Source organism: Actinoplanes sp. NPDC051537, from assembly GCF_055586105.1.
Map to the genome: position 1 here is coordinate 86,124 of NZ_JBVJIU010000019.1, position 16,113 is coordinate 102,236.

Sequence of the window (16,113 nt, forward strand, 5' to 3'; positions counted from 1 at the left end):
GCGTGCTTTAGCCGTACTTGTCTGGTTTCACCTTGAGTAAGGGTTAACAGTGACTGACACTCCCGAACCACCCGCCGGCGACGAATCCCCCGAGGAGATCGGCGGCGGCGGTGTGACCCAGCGAGTCGAGCCCGTCGGCCTCGAGGTCGAGATGCAGCGCTCGTACCTCGACTACGCGATGAGCGTGATCGTGGGCCGGGCGCTGCCCGACGTGCGGGACGGCCTCAAGCCGGTGCATCGCAAGATTCTCTACGCGATGTACGACTCGGGGTTCCGCCCGGACCGCGGCTATGTGAAGTGCGCACGCGTCGTCGGCGACGTGATGGGCAACTACCACCCGCACGGCGACTCGTCGATCTACGACGCGCTGGTCCGGATGGGTCAGCCCTGGTCGCTGCGCTACCCGCTGATCGACGGAAACGGCAACTTCGGGTCGCCGGGCAACGACCCGCCGGCGGCCATGCGGTACACGGAGTCGAAGCTGTCCCCGCTGGCCATGGAAATGCTGCGGGACATCGACGAAGACACCGTCGACATGCAGGACAACTACGACGGGCGTACGCAGGAGCCGACCATCCTGCCGGCCCGGTTCCCGAACCTGCTGGTCAACGGCTCCGAGGGCATCGCGGTCGGGATGGCCACCAAGATCCCGCCGCACAACCTGCGCGAGATCGCGGCGGCCGTGCAGTGGGCGCTGGACAACCCGGAGGCCGACGAGCCGACGATGCTCGAGGCGGTGCTCGAGCTGGTCAAGGGCCCCGACTTCCCGACCAAGGGGCTGATCGTCGGGCAGCAGGCGATCCAGGACGCGTACCGGACCGGCCGTGGCTCGATCCGCATGCGCGCCGTGGTCGAGATGGAAGAGGACCAGCGCGGCCGGCCGCAGCTGGTGGTGACCGAGCTGCCGTACCAGGTCAACCCGGACAACCTCGCCGAGCGCGTCGCCGAGCTCGTCAAGGAGGGCAAGCTCACCGGCATCGCCGACATCAAGGACGAGTCCTCCGGCCGTACCGGCATGCGGCTGATCATCGTCCTGAAGCGCGACGCGGTCGCCAAGGTCGTGCTCAACAACCTGTACAAGCACACTCAGCTGCAGGAGACGTTCGGCGCGAACATGCTGGCCCTGGTCGACGGCGTGCCGCGCACGCTGAACCTGGCCCAGTTCATCCGCCACTACGTCGACCATCAGATCGAGGTCATCCGCCGGCGCACCGCGTACCGGCTGCGCAAGGCCGAGGAGCGCGCGCACATCCTGCGCGGCCTGGTCAAGGCGCTCGACATGCTCGACGAGGTCATCGCCCTCATCCGGCGCTCGCCGACGGTCGAGGACTCGCGCCAGGGCCTGATGCAGTTGCTCGACGTGGACGAGGTGCAGGCCACCGCGATCCTCGACATGCAGCTGCGCCGCCTGGCCGCCCTCGAGCGCCAGCGGATCATCGACGAGCTCGCGAAGATCGAGATCGAGATCGCCGACCTCAAGGACATCCTCGCCAAGCCGGAGCGGCAGCGGGCGATCGTCTCCGAGGAGCTCGGCGAGATCGTGCAGAAGTTCGGCGACGAGCGGAAGACGCAGATCATCCCGTTCGACGGCGAGGTCTCCATGGAGGACCTCATCGCGCGCGAGGACGTTGTGGTGACCATCACACGTACGGGATATGCGAAGCGCACGAAGGTCGATCTGTACCGGTCGCAGAGGCGCGGCGGCAAGGGCGTCAGCGGCGCCACGCTGCGGCAGGACGACATCGTCTCGCACTTCTTCGTCATCTCGACCCACGACTGGATGCTGTTCTTCACCAACAAGGGCCGGGTCTACCGGGCGAAGGCGTACGAGCTGCCCGAGGCGGCCCGGGTGGCAAAGGGCCAGCACGTCGCGAACCTGCTCGCCTTCCAGCCCGACGAGCACATCGCGCAGGTCATCCAGATCCCGAATTACCAGGTGGAGCCCTACCTTGTGCTCGCCACCAAGAATGGTCTCGTGAAGAAGACCCGGCTCGAGGAATTTGACTCCAACCGCAGCGGTGGCATCATCGCCATCAACCTGCGGGAGGATGACGAGTTGGTGGGCGCGGCCCTGGTGGCATCGGAGAACGACCTGCTCCTGGTCTCCAAGAAGGCGCAGGCCATCCGCTTCAACGCGACCGACGAGGCCCTGCGGCCGATGGGTCGCGCGACCTCCGGCGTGATCGGCATGCGGTTCGGCGACAGCGACGAGCTCCTCGCGATGGAAGTGGTTCGCGACGGCATGGATGTGTTGGTCGCCACCGACGGAGGGTATGCAAAGCGGACGCCGATCGAGGAGTATCCGGTGCAGGGCCGTGGCGGGAAGGGGGTTCTTACCGCCAAAATCACGGAGCGTCGTGGCGGACTGGTGGGCGCTCTCGTGATCAGCCCCGAGGATGAACTATTTGCCATCACCAGCAATGGTGGTGTCATCCGGACTCCCGTGAAGCCTGTACGGCGCACGCGGGATCGGAACACAATGGGGGTCAAGCTGATGGACCTCCCAGAAGGTGTAACCATCGTGGCGCTTGCTCGCAATGCCGACGAGCCTGACGAACAGGACTAGTTGATGCCGGAGACACAGGCGAAGTCGGGGGCCGCGGGGGCCTCAGCGACTCCGGACGAGGCGGCCAAAAAAGAAGGCGCCGCCGCGAACGGGCGCGAAGCCGCGGCTCGGGCCGCGTCCCCCGCCGATGCCCCGTCCCCGCCGAAGTTCACCCGGGCGCCGGGCATGGCCCCGCCGCCGGGTGAGCCCGCCGACAAGGACGGTTCGTCCGACGCGAAGCGGCCCGGGCCGGCAGTGGCCAAGGGCTCGGCGACCGTGCCGATCGTCACCAAGGGCAAGGGCGCCATGCCCGGCGCCGCGCCGCAGCGTCCCACCGGTCCGGCCGCACCGCAGCGTCCGGCCGGCGGTCCGGGGGCCGGCCCCGGCGCGCCCGGACACCAGCCCGGAAACACGACCGGAGCCAAGCAGCAGCAGCAGCGCAGCCCCGGCAACACGACCGGCTCCGCCGCCGTCGGTGCGGCCCGCGTCACCGAGGCCGTGCGGTCGGCACGGTCGACCGTGTCGTCGGCCGCCGCCCGCGGACCACGCCGTGCCCGGCTCAACCTCAAGCGGATCGACCCCTGGTCCGTGATGAAGTTCTCGTTCGCGGTCTCCGTGGTGCTGTTCATCGTCGTGGTCGTCGCCACCTCGGTGCTCTACCTGGCCCTCGACGCGATGGGCGTCTGGGGTGAGGTGAACAGCAGCCTCAAGGAGCTGGTGAGCGCCTCCGGCGGCACCGACGCGTCCTCCAGCAGCGGATTCCAGATCACCGCGTGGGGCGTCATCGGCACGTCGATGCTGATCGGGGCGGTGAACGTCGTCCTGTTCACGGCGCTCGCGACCCTCGGCGCGTTCATCTACAACGTCTGCGCCGACCTGGTCGGCGGCGTCGAGCTCACCCTCGCGGAGCGCGACTGACCCGCATCGCCGCTGCGGGCCACCCCGTTTTGGTGGCCCGCGGCCCGGTGCGGTAATCTTCGGTGTCGCAATCGCGCGGGGCTATAGCTCAGTCGGTTAGAGCGCAGAGCTGATAACTCTGAGGTCGCTGGTTCGATTCCAGCTAGCCCCACGAGTGACAGGGTGGCCCCTGCTCACACACACCGTGAGCCGGGGTCACTCGTCATATCTGCTCCGGGGGCCGAGCCCCCGGAAACCCCGCGGGCCGGCGGTGGGCGCGGTGGTGACCTGCTTGCGCGAAGTTTGGGGGGACCAACCCGTGCTGAAGAAGCTTCTTATCGTGGCCGGTGTCGTTACCGTGGCTGCGCTTGTTGTTAAGAAGGTCAAGGCCTCTAGTGACGAGCGGGCTCTGTGGCACGAGGCGACTACGGCTCCTGACCTTCGATAGGCTCGGAGCGGTCACGTAAAACGGGGCCCTAGCTCAACTGGCAGAGCACCGCCTTTGCAAGGCGGGGGTTAGGGGTTCAAGTCCCCTGGGCTCCACAGAAAATCGGCTCCTGGGTGGGAGCATCGCGGGCTGCTCGCGCGTCTATCCGGCATGGAGACTGGCATCGTCGGCGAGGCGGTGCGCGGGAGCGGACGCGGGGGCGGACTCCTACGAGAGCTTCTACGCTGCCACGGTTGACCGCGTCTATCGGGCGCTTGCGGTGGCTTTGGGTGAATCCTCTCTTGCTCGCGAGGCTGCTGACGAAGCCATGGCGCGGGCGTTTGTTCGGTGGCGGCACGTGTCGGCGGCCGACAACCCGGCGGGATGGGTCTTTCGGGTCGGGTTGAACTGGGCCACCTCGTGGCGGCGCAAGCTGCGGCGCGAGCGGGCTCTGCCGGCGAGCGACCGCGGGCTGCCGGCGGTGTGGCCGCCGGAATCCGATGGCAGCGACGCGATGGTGGCGCTTGGCCGGCTCGGTGTGGATGCCCGGGCCGTCGTCGTGTGCCGGTCCTCTTTGGGCTGTCGACCGCCGAGACCGCGGACGTTCTGCACATCGCCGAGGGGACCGTGCGCAGCCGGCTCTCTCGGGCGATGACGGCGCTGCGCCGCGAGCTGAGTGAGGAGAACCGGTGACCACCGAGATTCAGCTGCCGCCCGAGCTCGAAGAAGCCGTGCGTGCCAGCGCCGCGAACGCTCCGGCTCTCGTCCCGGACCGCGCCGCGGTCCACGCCCGGGCCCGGAAGATCCGTCGCCGCGCGGCCGCCTTGAAGGCGGGCATCGTCGTGCTCGCGCTCGGCGCCTCCTATCCGCTCGTGCACGCCCGGCCGGCACCCGACATCACCGGCGGCGGCCTGGTCGGCGAGCGACTGATCGGGCTCTGGCAGAACCGGGACGCGCCCCCGGCGACCTCGGGCGTCCCCTCCGGCACGCACGTCCCGGGCTCGGCCGGTGAGATCGCGGCGCAGTTGCGGACCGTCGGGGGCAAGAACGTGGTCGTTCCGGTCAGCGACCCCCAGCCCGGCCTGTCCGCCGGCACCTACATGGGGCCGGCCCCGATCGAGGGCGGTGGTCTCGCCACGATGGGCTACGCGCCGTCGAGCAACAAGAACCAGTTCGGCCCGCTGACCGTCGTGGTTCTCGACGCCGCGGGCCGCACGGTCGCGTCGCGTCCGGCCCCGACCGACCCCACCGTGTCCGAACCGCGCTCGATGCCGATGACCGGCAACGCCACCACCCTGTTCTGGTGGGCGATCAAGCAGACCGGCAAGCCGGGCCAGGAGTACACCCGGCCCATCCTCAACCGCTACGACATCCGCAGCGGCCGGGCGACCCAGCTGACCCCGGACGTCGGCGGCAACGGCTGGGAGCTGCCCTACTTCGGGATGCAGGCCACCGCGAACCGCATCATCAGCTGGCCGGCGCTCGGCGGTTCGACCTGTTCGGCCGACATCGAGGACGCCGGCACCGGGGAACGCGTCGGCGTCCTGCAGCCGGGCATCAAGGACTGCGGCGACGTCTATTTCGCGCTTTCCCCGGACAATCAGCACGCCGCCGCCCTGGTGACCTACCGCAGCGCGAGCGCCTGGACACAGCGAGTCGTAATCCTCGACGCCCGCACCGGCGAGGTGCGCAAGGACGTCCGGACGCCGAGCCTGGCGGCCGGCGCCGACCGGAGCAAGCTGGTCACCGGCATCGACTGGATGGGGAACGAGACCATCCGGTACGCCCGGGGCAGCCTGGCCGGCGGCGACCCGATCCTGCTGCGGGTCCGGTGGTAAGAACTTTCGGCTGTAGGAACCAGGAACTACGCGGGCAGCACGACGATCATCGGTGGGATCGGAACGCCGTGGGATTCGATGGGCAGCTCGGGCGCCGGGAGCCAATCCAGGCCCAGCGGCTCGGGACCCACACCGTCGTCGTGGCCCAGGCGAGGCTCGCCGTCTGCCACCTCGACCGCGAAGACCGAGGTCATGCCGGAGGGGTAGGGCATCTCGAGGACGTGCTTGGCCTGGCTCACCACCAGGCCCGTCTCCTCGAAGACCTCCCGGGCCAGGGCCTGCTCGGGGGTCTCGCCGGGCTCCACGCCGCCGCCGGGAAGGGTCCACCACTCACCGCCGCCGGATCGTCTGCTGCGCTCGTGAACCATGAGGACACGGCCGTCTCGGACGATCACGGCGGCGGCCCGTTTTCGTTCTTCCACGAGTCGCAGGCTAGCGGGAGGACGAAGATCGCGCTCATGGCTGTGGATAAGTTGGGGATCTATCGGGTGGTAACCGGCAGGTCACTGACCGAAATGGACAGATCGTCACCCTCGAACGAGGTGTGGCCGTGGTGCCCCGTCGGGGCAGGTGACCGAGCACCACGGCGGTCTCGGCGCGGCTACGTCAGGAAGGTCTCGCGGGTCGCCGGCATGTCCGACGGGCCGGTACGGTGCGGTTTGACGGCCAGGATCTGGTTTACGCCGATTCGGGCCTGTTCGAAAGCCAGGGCCGACGCGGCCATGTAGAGCCGCCAGACGCGAGCGCGGCCGGGGCTGGTCAGCCGTACGGCGGTGGACCAGTCCGATTCCAGGTTGGCGACCCAGGCGCGCAACGTGCGGGCGTAATGCTCGCGCAGGGCGTGCACGTCGCGTACCTCGAAACCCGCCTCTTCCAGGATCGTGACGGTGGTGCCGACCGGAGCCAGCTCGCCGTCGGGGAAGACGTAGGCGTCGATGAACGAGCGCTGCTGGTGCGGCTGCTTCGGCGGCAGGTGCAGGCGGGCGATCTGGTGATTCAGCAGGCGGCCACCGGGCTTGAGCTGAGTGTGGAGGATGTCGGCGTACTCCCGGTACGGGCCGGTGCCGACGTGCTCGGCCATCCCGACGCTGGAGATCGCGTCGAACGGGCCGTCGTCGAGGTCGCGATAGTCCTGGATGCGGATCTCGACCTGGTCGGTGAGGCCGGCCTCGGCGACCTGCTTGCGGGCGAAGTCGGCCTGTTCGCCCGAGAGCGTGATGCCGAGCACGGTCACGCCGTACTCGCGGGCGGCGTGCATGGCCAGGCTGCCCCAGCCGCAGCCGACGTCGAGCAGCCGCATGCCGGGCCGGAGGCCGAGCTTGCGGCAGATCAGGTCCAACTTGTCCCGCTGGGCGTCGGCCAGGCCGTACCCGGGCGCGTCCGACGTCCAGTACGCGCAGGAGTAGACCATGCTCTCGCCGAGCACGATGCGGTAGAAGTCGTTCCCGACGTCGTAGTGCTGGCTCACCGCCTGCTTGTCCCGGCGCTTGCTGTGCCGGGCGCCGCTGACGTGCATCTCCTCCGGCGGCGGCTTGGGCTGGGTGCCGAGCACGCCGAGCCGCAGCAGGTCGCCGGCGACCTCGTGGAGCGGCACGTCCCGGAGATCCGGTGGCCGCCAGACGAGATCGGCGAGGCGGGTGAGCGCCTCGTAGAGATCGCCGTCGAGCTCGATCTCGCCGGCCACGTAGGCGCGAGCCAGGCCGAGATCGTTCGGTTGCCACATGATGCGGCGCAGGGCGCGTTTGTTGCGGATGACCAGGAGCGGAGCGTCGGCCGGGCCGGCGGTGGAGCCATCCCAGGCTCGGATCCGCACCGGCAACGACGTCTGCAGAAGGGCCTCGAGAAGGCCGGTCAGCCTGGTCGCGGTCGTCGAATGGGGGGTAATGATCGACACGAAGCCTCCCGGGGGCGCAGCCAGTCGCGCGGCGGGAAACGCCGTCGGCGCGGCCGGGGTTTGAACTGATCCACTATCCGCCCGCCGCGGCTCGTTTCATAAGGTCATTTTCTAACTTTGTGATCGATGACTCACACTGCGCGTAGTACTCGCTCAACCTTCTCGGCGGGCACCGGTCGCGCGCGGTCGCGGCGGCTCTCGGCCAGCGCGGCCAGCACCGTTACCCGCTCCACTTCGGACAGGATGCCGGTGAACGGCGATGTGGCGCGCAGCTCGACCGCGTACTCGGCGGAGGACGTGAGCGCGTCGAGCACGGCCTCGGCGCCGTTGTCGATCACGACCTGCCAGCGATCGAGCCAGTCCCACGAAACGCCCTCGGGGTGCAGCCGGCGCAACCGGCGCAGGGTGATCGCGGCGGCCGCCAGCAGTGCGGCCGGGTTGGCGACGAACTTGCCGGCGATCGCCCGGTGCAGCCACAGCTGCTCCAGCTGCTGCTTCGAGAGCTTCGGCTGGGCCAGGGCCTCCACATCGGCCCGGCGCAGGCGTCGCTGCCGGCCATCGGCGACGTACGGCAACAGGCCGCCCGCGCAGAGGTCGGTGACCTGCTGTCGGGTGGACCGCAGCAGGATCGCCGCCTCGCCGATGCTCAGCAACTCCGAGCGCATCGTCACGGGTGAATGTTGGCCCCGAACGGATCTCCGATGCAACAACCGAACGGCTATTGATTCTTTCAGTCGCGCGAACGTGGCACGGCCGTGAGCACGTACGTCTGCTTCCGCAGCAGCTCCTGGGTGAGTTCCGCGCCGGTCAGCCGCTCGGCGAGGGCGAACCCGGCCTCGGTGGTGCGGTCCGGATCGTCGCCGACGCCGACGCCGAAACCGGCCTCGGCGAGCATCGGCGCGAGCTCCGCCGCCCGGCTGCCGGACCTGGTCGCGTACGCCATCGGATCGAAGTCCAACTGGATGCCGGTGTCCTGGAGAAGCAGGAAGCGCCCGTGCCCGTCGGCGCCGCGATGCAGGGCGACCACGGTAGTGCCCGCGGAGAGCGGCCGCACGATGGCGTCGGTCACGCCGAGATCGCCGTTGTCCTCGACGATCAGCGACCAGCCCTCGAGCCGGGTGACGCCGATGAAGTAGCGGTACGCAGAGCCGGCCTCCTGACCGTCGCCCGAGCCGACCAGTTGCTGCCAGCCGATCCGCTCCAGCTCCTTGACGCCGAGCCGCTTGAGGACCTGCTGCGGGATCAGGCCCTTCACCCAGGTGAAGCAGAAGCCCTGGCTGAGGTCGTGTTCGAGGGAGAGCCACCAGTAGTCGTCGGCCACCGCCGCACGCGGGGTGGCCGCCGCCGCGGGGGACGCGGTGCGGCGGGGGCTGCAGGCGGCGAGGGCGCCCGCGGTGAGAAGCAGGGCGAGTGATCGGCGACGCACGGCGGACAGTAGATCAGAGACCCGGCAGGGCCGGTGACCCGATCGGTGCGACATCCCCGACGGCGTGACTCGGCGCGGGATCGGGGGAGGGAGCGGGGAGAAAGCGGGCGGCGACCGTACGCCGACGCTCGGTCACGAAGTAGGCACAGCTCCCGGCGTACGCGGCGAAGAGAGCGCCACCCACCACCCGCACCGGAACCGGACCGGCCTCGATGATCGTCAGGATCATCGCGGCCTCGGCCCAGCACGCCAGCAGCACCGCGTTGACCGTGTCGGCCCGCTGCCAGCCGCCGGGGCTCGACCGCTGCGCCTGCCGCTTGATCTCGACGAGCAGAGCGTGACCCATGCCGAGGGCCAGCAGGCCGAGCAGGACCGTCGCGAAGATCGAATGCGCGCCCCCGGCGACGGCCGCGACCGCCGTTCCGCCGGCGAGCAGGGCGAGGCCACTGACGGTCCCGATCCGTGCGCCGCGACGTTCCCTCACAACCCCTGACAGTCGGCAAGATCCGCCGAGGGCTGAGGAGTCGGGGTGACCGGCGACACGTCACGAACCCGGTGCGTCGATCGTCCGGACGGCATGACGGACAACACGACCATGACGGTGCTGGTCACAGGTGCGAGCGGAACGCTGGGTACGGCGGTGCTGCCCCGGCTCGAGAAGGACGGCCACCGGGTGCGGCCGATGAGCCGGCGCGCCCGCCCGGGGTGGGTCGCGGCCGATCTGCGTACCGGAGAAGGCCTGAAAGAAGCGGTCGAGGGCGTGGATGTGATCGTGCATCTGGCCTCGGCGCCCGGCCGCCCGCAGCAGACCGACGTCGAGGGCACCGAGCGGCTCCTCACGGCGGCCAAGGCGGCCGGCGTGCGGCACGTCCTCTACGTGTCGATCAACGGCATCGACCGGGTGGCCTACCGCTACTACCGGGCCAAGCTCGACACCGAGGAGGTGGTGAAGGGCGCCGGCATCCCGTACACGATCCTGCGGGCCGCGCAGTTCCACCCGTTCATCGAGAAGCTCCTGGAGACCACGAGCAAGCTCGGCCCGGTGATCATCGACCCCGGGTGGCAGATCCAGCCGGTCGCGATCGAGGACGTGGCCGACCGGATCGCCGAGCTGATCGCGCGGCCGGCGACCGGCGAGACCACCGAGTACGCCGGCCCGGAGGTGCTGACCTTCGACGAGATGGCCCGCGGCTGGCTCGCGGCTCGCGGCTCACGGCGGCCGATCTGGCGGCTGCGGTTCCCCGGCGGCATGGCCCGGGCGATCCGGTCGGGCGCGCAGACCACGACGGCGACACCGACCGGCACGCACGCGTGGCGGGACTACCTGGCCGCGAAGTATTGAGCAAGGATGGCGGGCGTGATGGGAAGCCTGAAGCTCGAACCCGCCCAGTCCCGCCCCGACCTGCTGGCCGATCCGGTGGCCAAGGCGCTGGCGGTGTGGCCGGCCGAGGCGCCGATCGACGCCGACCAGGTGCTGGTCGCGCCGATCGACGCGAGCCTCGCCGACACCGCCGCGTTCTGCGAGGCGTACGACGTCGGCCTCGACGTCTCGGCGAACTGCGTCGTGGTGGCGGGCAAGCGCGAAGGCGTCACCCGATACGCGGCCTGCATCGTCCTGGCCACGACGCGGGCCGACGTGAACGGCGTCGTCCGGCGCCACCTGAACGTGCGCAAGTGCAGCTTCGCCCCGATGGACGAGGCGGTCGCGCTGACCGGGATGGAGTACGGCGGCATCACCCCGATCGGCCTGCCCGCCGACTGGCCGATCCTGGTCGACGCCCGGGTGGTCGCCACCCCGCACGTGATCGTCGGCTCCGGCGTCCGGCACAGCAAGATCGCGATCGCCGGGCCCGCCCTCGGCGCCCTCCCGAACGCCGAGGTCATCGAGGACCTGGCGCGGCTGGTCTGATGTCCGGGCCCGCTTGGGCGGTTTCACGTGGAACGTTATAGACCGACGTCGACCGATGCTTCCCGGCGGGCGATCTCCTCGAGAGCGGCCCGGATCGTGGCCGGCTCCTGGGCGCCCTGGATCGCGAACTTCCCGTCGATCACGAACGTCGGGACGCTGGTGATGCCGAGCTCGCGCGCCTGGGCGAGGTCCGCGTTCACGGCGCCGGTGCCGGCGTCGCTCTCCAGATAGGCGAGCGCGGCCCCGCCGTCCAGGCCGATCGACGCCGCCACCTCGGACAGCGCCGGAAGGGCGCCGAGGTCGACGCCGCCGGTGAAGTGCGCCCGCTGGAGGGCGTCGAGCATCTCGGCCTGCAGCCCCTGGCCGGCCGCCCACGCGATCAGCCGGTGCGCGTCGAAGGTGTTGGCCGCGATCGACGCGTCGTAGTCGAGCCGCAGGCCGTCGCCCGCCGCGACGGCGGTGACGTGCGCGAACATCTGCTCGGCCCGGTCGTGGCCGCCGACCTTCGCGGCCAGCGCCTCCTTGGTGCGGACCGGCCGGGGCACCGGCGAGGGGTCGAGCTGATAGGCCCGGTAGGTCACCGTGACCTCGCCGGGGAACTCGGCGAGCGCCCGCTCGAGGCGCTTCTTGCCGAGGTAGCACCACGGGCAGACGACGTCGGACCAGACCTGGATGTCCAAGGCGAGCTCCCCCACGACGAGATCAACGAGACTGTTCGGCGACCTGGCGCTTGAGCCGGGCCAGGATCGCCGAGCCGCCGCGAATGCGCAGCGGGCTGATCGCGTTGGCCAGGCCCATCCGGGCGTAGAGATCATCGGGTACGGCGAGGATCTCGGCGGTCGAGGCGCCGGCCAGGCCCTCGGCCAGGATGCCGGCGAAGGCCCGGGTCGTCGGCGCCTCCGGCGGGCAGTCGAACCAGGTCGTCACCGTGTCGTCCGGCTGCACGACCGCCTTGAGGAAGAACTGGGTCTGGCACTCGGGCACCTGTTCCATGCCCTCGTGCCCGGCCAGCTCGGCCGGCAGCGGCGGCACCTCGTCGGAGAACTCGAGAAGCATCTCGAGCACGACCTCGCGCGGCGCCGAGGCGAACTCCTCGACGATCTCCGCCAGCTTCACTGGGATGTCGCTCACGGAAATGAATCTACGCGGCAAAGTCAGGCCGGCGCCGACGTCGGGAGGAGGGCCACGTCACTCAGGCTCAGGATGCCGACGACCTTGCGGTCGGCGTCGCAGACGAGCAGGCGGCGCACGCCCCGCTCGCGCATGGCCTGCACCGCCTCGTCCACCGTGGCCGACTGCTCCACCATGATCAGCTCACGGGACACGATCGCGCCCAGCGTCGTCTGCTTGACCGGGAGATCGGACGCCACCGCCCGCACGACGATGTCGCGGTCGGTGACCACGCCGATCATCGTCGGCCCACCGGTCACCACCACGTCGCCGATGCCCTGGTCGCGCATCGCCTGCGCGGCCTCGTCCAGCGTCGTGGCCTCCGGCAGGTAGACGACCCGCCGGGTCATCACCTCCGCGACCGACACTCTCGCCATGGCAAACCTCCCGTTATGCAGCTTGTTACCCGAGTGACTCTCTGACTACACGCGGCACATCCGAAAGCGGCACATCGACCCGATCGCCGGTGCGCCGATCGCGGAACTCCACGATGCCCTCGCCGAGGCGGCGGCCGACCACCACCGACCGGGCGACGCCCAGCAGCTCGGAATCGGTGAACTTCACGCCCGCCGACAGCTGCGGGCGGTCGTCGATCAGCACCCGCAATCCGGCCGCGGAAAGCTCGCCGCCGAGTTTCAACGCGGCCGAAACCTGCCCGTCCTTGCCGGCCGCGATCACGTGCACGTCGGCCGGGGCGACCTCGTCCGGCCAGAGCAGGCCGCGGTCGTCGTGGTGCTGCTCGGCGATGGCGGCCACGGCCCGGGAGACGCCGATCCCGTACGAGCCCATGGTCGGGCGCACCGGCTTGCCGTCCTCGCCGAGCACGTCGACCTTGAACGCGTCCGTGTAGCGCCGGCCGAGCTGGAAGATGTGCGCGATCTCGATGCCGCGCCGCATCGTCAACAGGCCGTCGCCGCAGGCCGGGCAGGGGTCGCCGGCCCGCACCTCGGCCGCCTCGATCGTGCCGTCCGGCGTGAAGTCGCGGCCGGCCACCACGTTCGTCGCGTGCTTGCCCGCCTCGTTGGCCCCGGTCAGCCAGGCGGTGCCGGCGGCGACGCGCGGGTCGGCGAGGTAGCGCACCTTGATGCCCTGCGGGCCGATGTAGCCCTTGACCAGGTCGGGCCGGGCGTCGAAATCGTCGAAAAGTGTCGCGGTGGCCGGGGACAGGGCGGCCTCCAGCCGCTTCATGTCCACCTCGCGGTCGCCGGGCACGCCGATGACCAGCAACTCGTCGTCGCGGCCGGGGTGGTGGACGGTGACCACCACGTTCTTCAAGGTGTCGGCCGCAGTCCAGTCGCTGCGGCCCTCGAGGGCGCGCGAGTTGGCGAGGTCGACCAGGGAGGCGATGGTCGGCGTGGACGGGGTGTCGTGCACCGAGAGCGGGCCGGCCGCGGCCTGCCCAGAAGCAGGCGTCGGCGTCACGACCGCCTCGGTGTTGGCCGCGTAGGAACACGAGGTGCAGCCGACGAACGTGTCCTCGCCCACATCGGCCATGGCCAGGAACTCCTCCGACGCCGAGCCGCCCATCGCGCCCGACATCGCCGAGACGATCGTGTGGGACAGGCCGAGCCGCTCGAAGACCCGCTGATAGGCGGCGCGGACCGACCCGTACGTCGCGATCAGCCCTTGATCGTCGAGGGTGAACGAGTAGGCGTCCTTCATCAGGAACTCGCGGCCGCGCAGGAGGCCGGCACGCGGCCGGGCCTCGTCCCGGAACTTGGTCTGCACCTGGAACAACAGCAGCGGGAGATCGCGGTACGAGCTCGTCATGTCCTGCACCAGGAGGGTGAACATCTCCTCGTGGGTCGGCGCCAGGAGGAAGTCGCCGCCGCGCCGGTCGGTCAGCGTGAAGATGTCGTCGCCGTACTCGGTCCAGCGGTTGCTGACGTCGTAGGGCTCGCGCGGCAGCAGCGCCGGGAACAGGACCTCCTGGCCGCCGATCGCGGTCATCTCCTCGCGCACGACGGCGATCACCCGGTCGAGGACGAGCTTGCCGAGCGGGAGCCAGGTGTAGCCACCCGGGGCCGCGCGACGGATGAAACCGGCGCGCAGCAGCAGCCGATGACTCGGCACCTCCGCGTCCGCCGGCTCCTCACGCAGGGTCTTGAGAAGCAAGGTGGACATTCGCAACAGCATGCGGAGCAGCGTATTGAGGGGGTACGACGGAAACCATCGGTTTACCCGGGTGTCGCCATCGTCACTCTGGGCTCGCTCCCCGTCCGGTGGAAAACTGGCTGCACGGTACAGGTGAAGGGGCGTTAAGGGGGGCGGGCGGCGAATGACCTGGCGCAGCTTCGTGGCGATGGGGGACAGCTTCACCGAGGGTCTCAGCGACGCGTATCCGAACGGCACGTATCGCGGGTGGGCCGACCTGGTGGCCGCGCGACTGGCCGTGGACTACGGCCCCGAGTTCGGGTACGCCAATCTCGCGGTCCGCGGGAAGCTGCTCGACCAGATCGTCGACGACCAGCTCGAACCGACCCTGGCGATGCGGCCGGGCCTGGTCAGCTTCGCCGGCGGCGGCAACGACGTGCTGCGGCCCCGGGTCGACCCGCACGCGCTGGTCGCGCGGATGGAGCCGATGGTCGCCCGGCTGCGGGAGGCCGGCGCCGACGTCCTGCTCTTCCGCTTCGCCGACGTCACCGCCCACCTGCCGGGGCAGCGCATCATGAGCCCGCGGGCCGCGGTGCTCAACGACGGGGCCAGCATGCTCGGCGAGAAGTACGGCGCGTACGTCATCGACCTGTTCGGCGACGACACCTTCCACCACCCGCACATGTGGGCGCCCGACCGGCTGCACCTGTCGGCGGCCGGCCACCGGCGGGTCGCCGCGCACGTGCTCAACGTGCTCGGCGTGGGCATCGATGACGAGTGGATGCTGGTGCCGCCGACGCCCGAGCCGACCCCGTGGCTGATGGCCCGCGGCGCCGACCTGCGCTGGGCCCGCGAACACCTGGTGCCGTGGATGGGCCGGCATCTGCGCGGTCACTCCAGCGGCGATGTGATCAAGGCCAAGCGTCCGGCGTTGGCGCCCATCGAATGAGCGCCGAAGGGCTAGCGTGAACGGCATGTCCGTTGCGAACGATCCGGCGCCTTCTCTGCAGGCGTACGCGCACCCCGACAAGCTGGTCACCACCGAGTGGCTGGCCGCCAACCTCGACACGCCCGGCCTCGTGGTCGTGGAGTCGGACGAGGATGTGCTGCTCTACGACACCGGCCACATCCCGGGGGCCGTCAAGGTCGACTGGCACCTCGAGCTCAACGACCAGATCACCCGCGACTACCTCGATCCGGCCGCGTTCGCGGCGCTGTGCGAGGCCAAGGGCATCGGCCGGGACGACACGATCGTCTTCTACGGCGACAACTTCAACTGGTGGGCCGCGTACGCCCTCTGGGTCTTCAGCCTCTTCGGCCACCGCGACGTGCGCCTGCTCGACGGCGGCCGGCAGAAGTGGGTGGCCGAGGGGCGGTCGCTGACCCGCGACAAGACGAGCCGCCCGCGGGCCGACTATCCCGTTCCGGTGCGCAACGACGTCGAGATCCGGGCCTTCCGCGACCAGGTGATGGGGCACATCGCGAGCGGGCGGCCGCTGGTCGACGTGCGCTCGCCGCAGGAGTACACGGGCGAGCTCACCCACATGGAGGCGTACCCGCAGGAGGGCGCGCTGCGCGGCGGGCACATCCCGGGCGCGCTGAGCCGGCCGTGGAAGTCGGCGGCGAACGAGGACGGCACGTTCAAGCAGGCCGACGAGCTCACCAAGATCTATCGAGACGAGCTGGGCCTGGAGTCGGCGGACGACATCATCGCCTACTGCCGGATCGGCGAGCGGTCGAGCCACACCTGGTTCGTCCTGCACCACCTGCTCGGCTACCCGCAGGTGCGCAACTACGACGGCTCCTGGACCGAGTGGGGCAACCTGGTGCGGGCGCCGATCGCCCGCGGCGCCGAACCGGGTGGCATGAGCTGAACCAGCTTTCGTGGCACGGGCGGGAAAGGTAGCTTTCTC

The 16,113-nt window shown here is 70.1% G+C and carries 18 protein-coding genes and 2 tRNA genes; 11 read left to right on the forward strand and 9 right to left on the reverse strand.

From position 1 onward, the window contains the following. The first annotated feature begins 49 nt into the window (after positions 1 to 49). The 7 genes from gyrA (at position 50) to ACZ6TB_RS38000 (ending at position 5,707) form a co-directional block, all read left to right on the forward strand. Entirely contained in the window at positions 50 to 2,566 is a 2,517-nt protein-coding gene (gyrA, locus tag ACZ6TB_RS37970) for a DNA gyrase subunit A (RefSeq protein ID WP_465563118.1), read from the forward strand. A gap of 3 nt (positions 2,567 to 2,569) precedes the next feature. Continuing rightward, on the forward strand, positions 2,570 to 3,463 hold the full coding sequence (locus tag ACZ6TB_RS37975) for a DUF3566 domain-containing protein (RefSeq protein ID WP_465563121.1): 894 nt from the start codon (positions 2,570 to 2,572) through the stop codon (positions 3,461 to 3,463). 77 nt (positions 3,464 to 3,540) lie between these two features. Beyond that, positions 3,541 to 3,614 (forward strand) — tRNA-Ile (locus ACZ6TB_RS37980). Between the two features lie 147 nt (positions 3,615 to 3,761). Beyond that, complete coding sequence (locus tag ACZ6TB_RS37985; protein ID WP_433307920.1) at positions 3,762 to 3,890, forward strand: DLW-39 family protein; 129 nt, start codon at positions 3,762 to 3,764, stop codon at positions 3,888 to 3,890. Between the two features lie 22 nt (positions 3,891 to 3,912). Further along, positions 3,913 to 3,985, forward strand: a tRNA-Ala gene (locus ACZ6TB_RS37990). 445 nt (positions 3,986 to 4,430) lie between these two features. Then, entirely contained in the window at positions 4,431 to 4,562 is a 132-nt protein-coding gene (locus ACZ6TB_RS37995) for an RNA polymerase sigma factor (RefSeq protein ID WP_465563128.1), read from the forward strand. Further along, a complete protein-coding gene (locus ACZ6TB_RS38000; RefSeq protein WP_465563130.1) occupies positions 4,559 to 5,707 on the forward strand; it encodes a hypothetical protein in 1,149 nt (382 codons plus the stop codon). Before ACZ6TB_RS37995 ends, ACZ6TB_RS38000 begins: the two co-directional genes overlap by 4 nt. Positions 5,708 to 5,733: 26 nt before the next feature. Here ACZ6TB_RS38000 and ACZ6TB_RS38005 read toward each other — a convergent pair whose 3' ends face one another. From ACZ6TB_RS38005 to ACZ6TB_RS38025, 5 genes are all read right to left on the reverse strand, one after another. After that, positions 5,734 to 6,129: an NUDIX domain-containing protein gene (locus ACZ6TB_RS38005; RefSeq protein ID WP_465563133.1), complete on the reverse strand. Its 396-nt coding sequence runs from the start codon at positions 6,127 to 6,129 to the stop codon at positions 5,734 to 5,736. A gap of 179 nt (positions 6,130 to 6,308) precedes the next feature. Then, on the reverse strand, positions 6,309 to 7,601 hold the full coding sequence (locus tag ACZ6TB_RS38010) for a class I SAM-dependent methyltransferase (RefSeq protein ID WP_465563136.1): 1,293 nt from the start codon (positions 7,599 to 7,601) through the stop codon (positions 6,309 to 6,311). Positions 7,602 to 7,732: 131 nt separating this feature from the next. Continuing rightward, a complete protein-coding gene (locus ACZ6TB_RS38015; RefSeq protein ID WP_465563376.1) occupies positions 7,733 to 8,266 on the reverse strand; it encodes a helix-turn-helix domain-containing protein in 534 nt (177 codons plus the stop codon). Positions 8,267 to 8,331: 65 nt separating this feature from the next. Beyond that, positions 8,332 to 9,027, reverse strand: a complete 696-nt coding sequence (locus tag ACZ6TB_RS38020; protein ID WP_465563140.1) for a DUF6461 domain-containing protein — start codon at positions 9,025 to 9,027, stop codon at positions 8,332 to 8,334. A 13-nt stretch (positions 9,028 to 9,040) separates the two neighbouring features. Further along, complete coding sequence (locus ACZ6TB_RS38025) at positions 9,041 to 9,511, reverse strand: hypothetical protein (protein WP_465563142.1); 471 nt, start codon at positions 9,509 to 9,511, stop codon at positions 9,041 to 9,043. 93 nt (positions 9,512 to 9,604) lie between these two features. Between ACZ6TB_RS38025 and ACZ6TB_RS38030 the strand changes: the two genes are divergently transcribed. After that, entirely contained in the window at positions 9,605 to 10,369 is a 765-nt protein-coding gene (locus ACZ6TB_RS38030; protein ID WP_465563143.1) for an SDR family oxidoreductase, read from the forward strand. 18 nt (positions 10,370 to 10,387) lie between these two features. Beyond that, complete coding sequence (locus tag ACZ6TB_RS38035; RefSeq protein ID WP_465563378.1) at positions 10,388 to 10,936, forward strand: YbaK/EbsC family protein; 549 nt, start codon at positions 10,388 to 10,390, stop codon at positions 10,934 to 10,936. A 35-nt stretch (positions 10,937 to 10,971) separates the two neighbouring features. Here the strand turns inward: ACZ6TB_RS38035 and ACZ6TB_RS38040 are convergent, their stop codons facing one another. From ACZ6TB_RS38040 to ACZ6TB_RS38055, 4 genes are read right to left on the reverse strand one after another with little or no spacing between them, the layout of a single operon-like run. Next, positions 10,972 to 11,616, reverse strand: coding sequence for a DsbA family oxidoreductase (locus tag ACZ6TB_RS38040; protein ID WP_465563380.1), 645 nt, complete (start codon positions 11,614 to 11,616; stop codon positions 10,972 to 10,974). A gap of 22 nt (positions 11,617 to 11,638) precedes the next feature. Then, a complete protein-coding gene (locus tag ACZ6TB_RS38045; protein WP_465563146.1) occupies positions 11,639 to 12,067 on the reverse strand; it encodes a SufE family protein in 429 nt (142 codons plus the stop codon). Between the two features lie 23 nt (positions 12,068 to 12,090). Next, entirely contained in the window at positions 12,091 to 12,483 is a 393-nt protein-coding gene (locus tag ACZ6TB_RS38050) for a CBS domain-containing protein (protein ID WP_465563149.1), read from the reverse strand. A 25-nt stretch (positions 12,484 to 12,508) separates the two neighbouring features. Continuing rightward, positions 12,509 to 14,242, reverse strand: a complete 1,734-nt coding sequence (locus ACZ6TB_RS38055) for a proline--tRNA ligase (RefSeq protein WP_465563152.1) — start codon at positions 14,240 to 14,242, stop codon at positions 12,509 to 12,511. A gap of 142 nt (positions 14,243 to 14,384) precedes the next feature. Here ACZ6TB_RS38055 and ACZ6TB_RS38060 point away from each other — a divergent pair, with 142 nt between their 5' ends. Together ACZ6TB_RS38060 and ACZ6TB_RS38065 are read left to right on the forward strand one after the other, a co-directional pair. After that, complete coding sequence (locus ACZ6TB_RS38060; protein WP_465563154.1) at positions 14,385 to 15,149, forward strand: SGNH/GDSL hydrolase family protein; 765 nt, start codon at positions 14,385 to 14,387, stop codon at positions 15,147 to 15,149. A gap of 25 nt (positions 15,150 to 15,174) precedes the next feature. Continuing rightward, a complete protein-coding gene (locus ACZ6TB_RS38065; protein WP_465563157.1) occupies positions 15,175 to 16,074 on the forward strand; it encodes a sulfurtransferase in 900 nt (299 codons plus the stop codon). Positions 16,075 to 16,113: the final 39 nt, after the last annotated feature.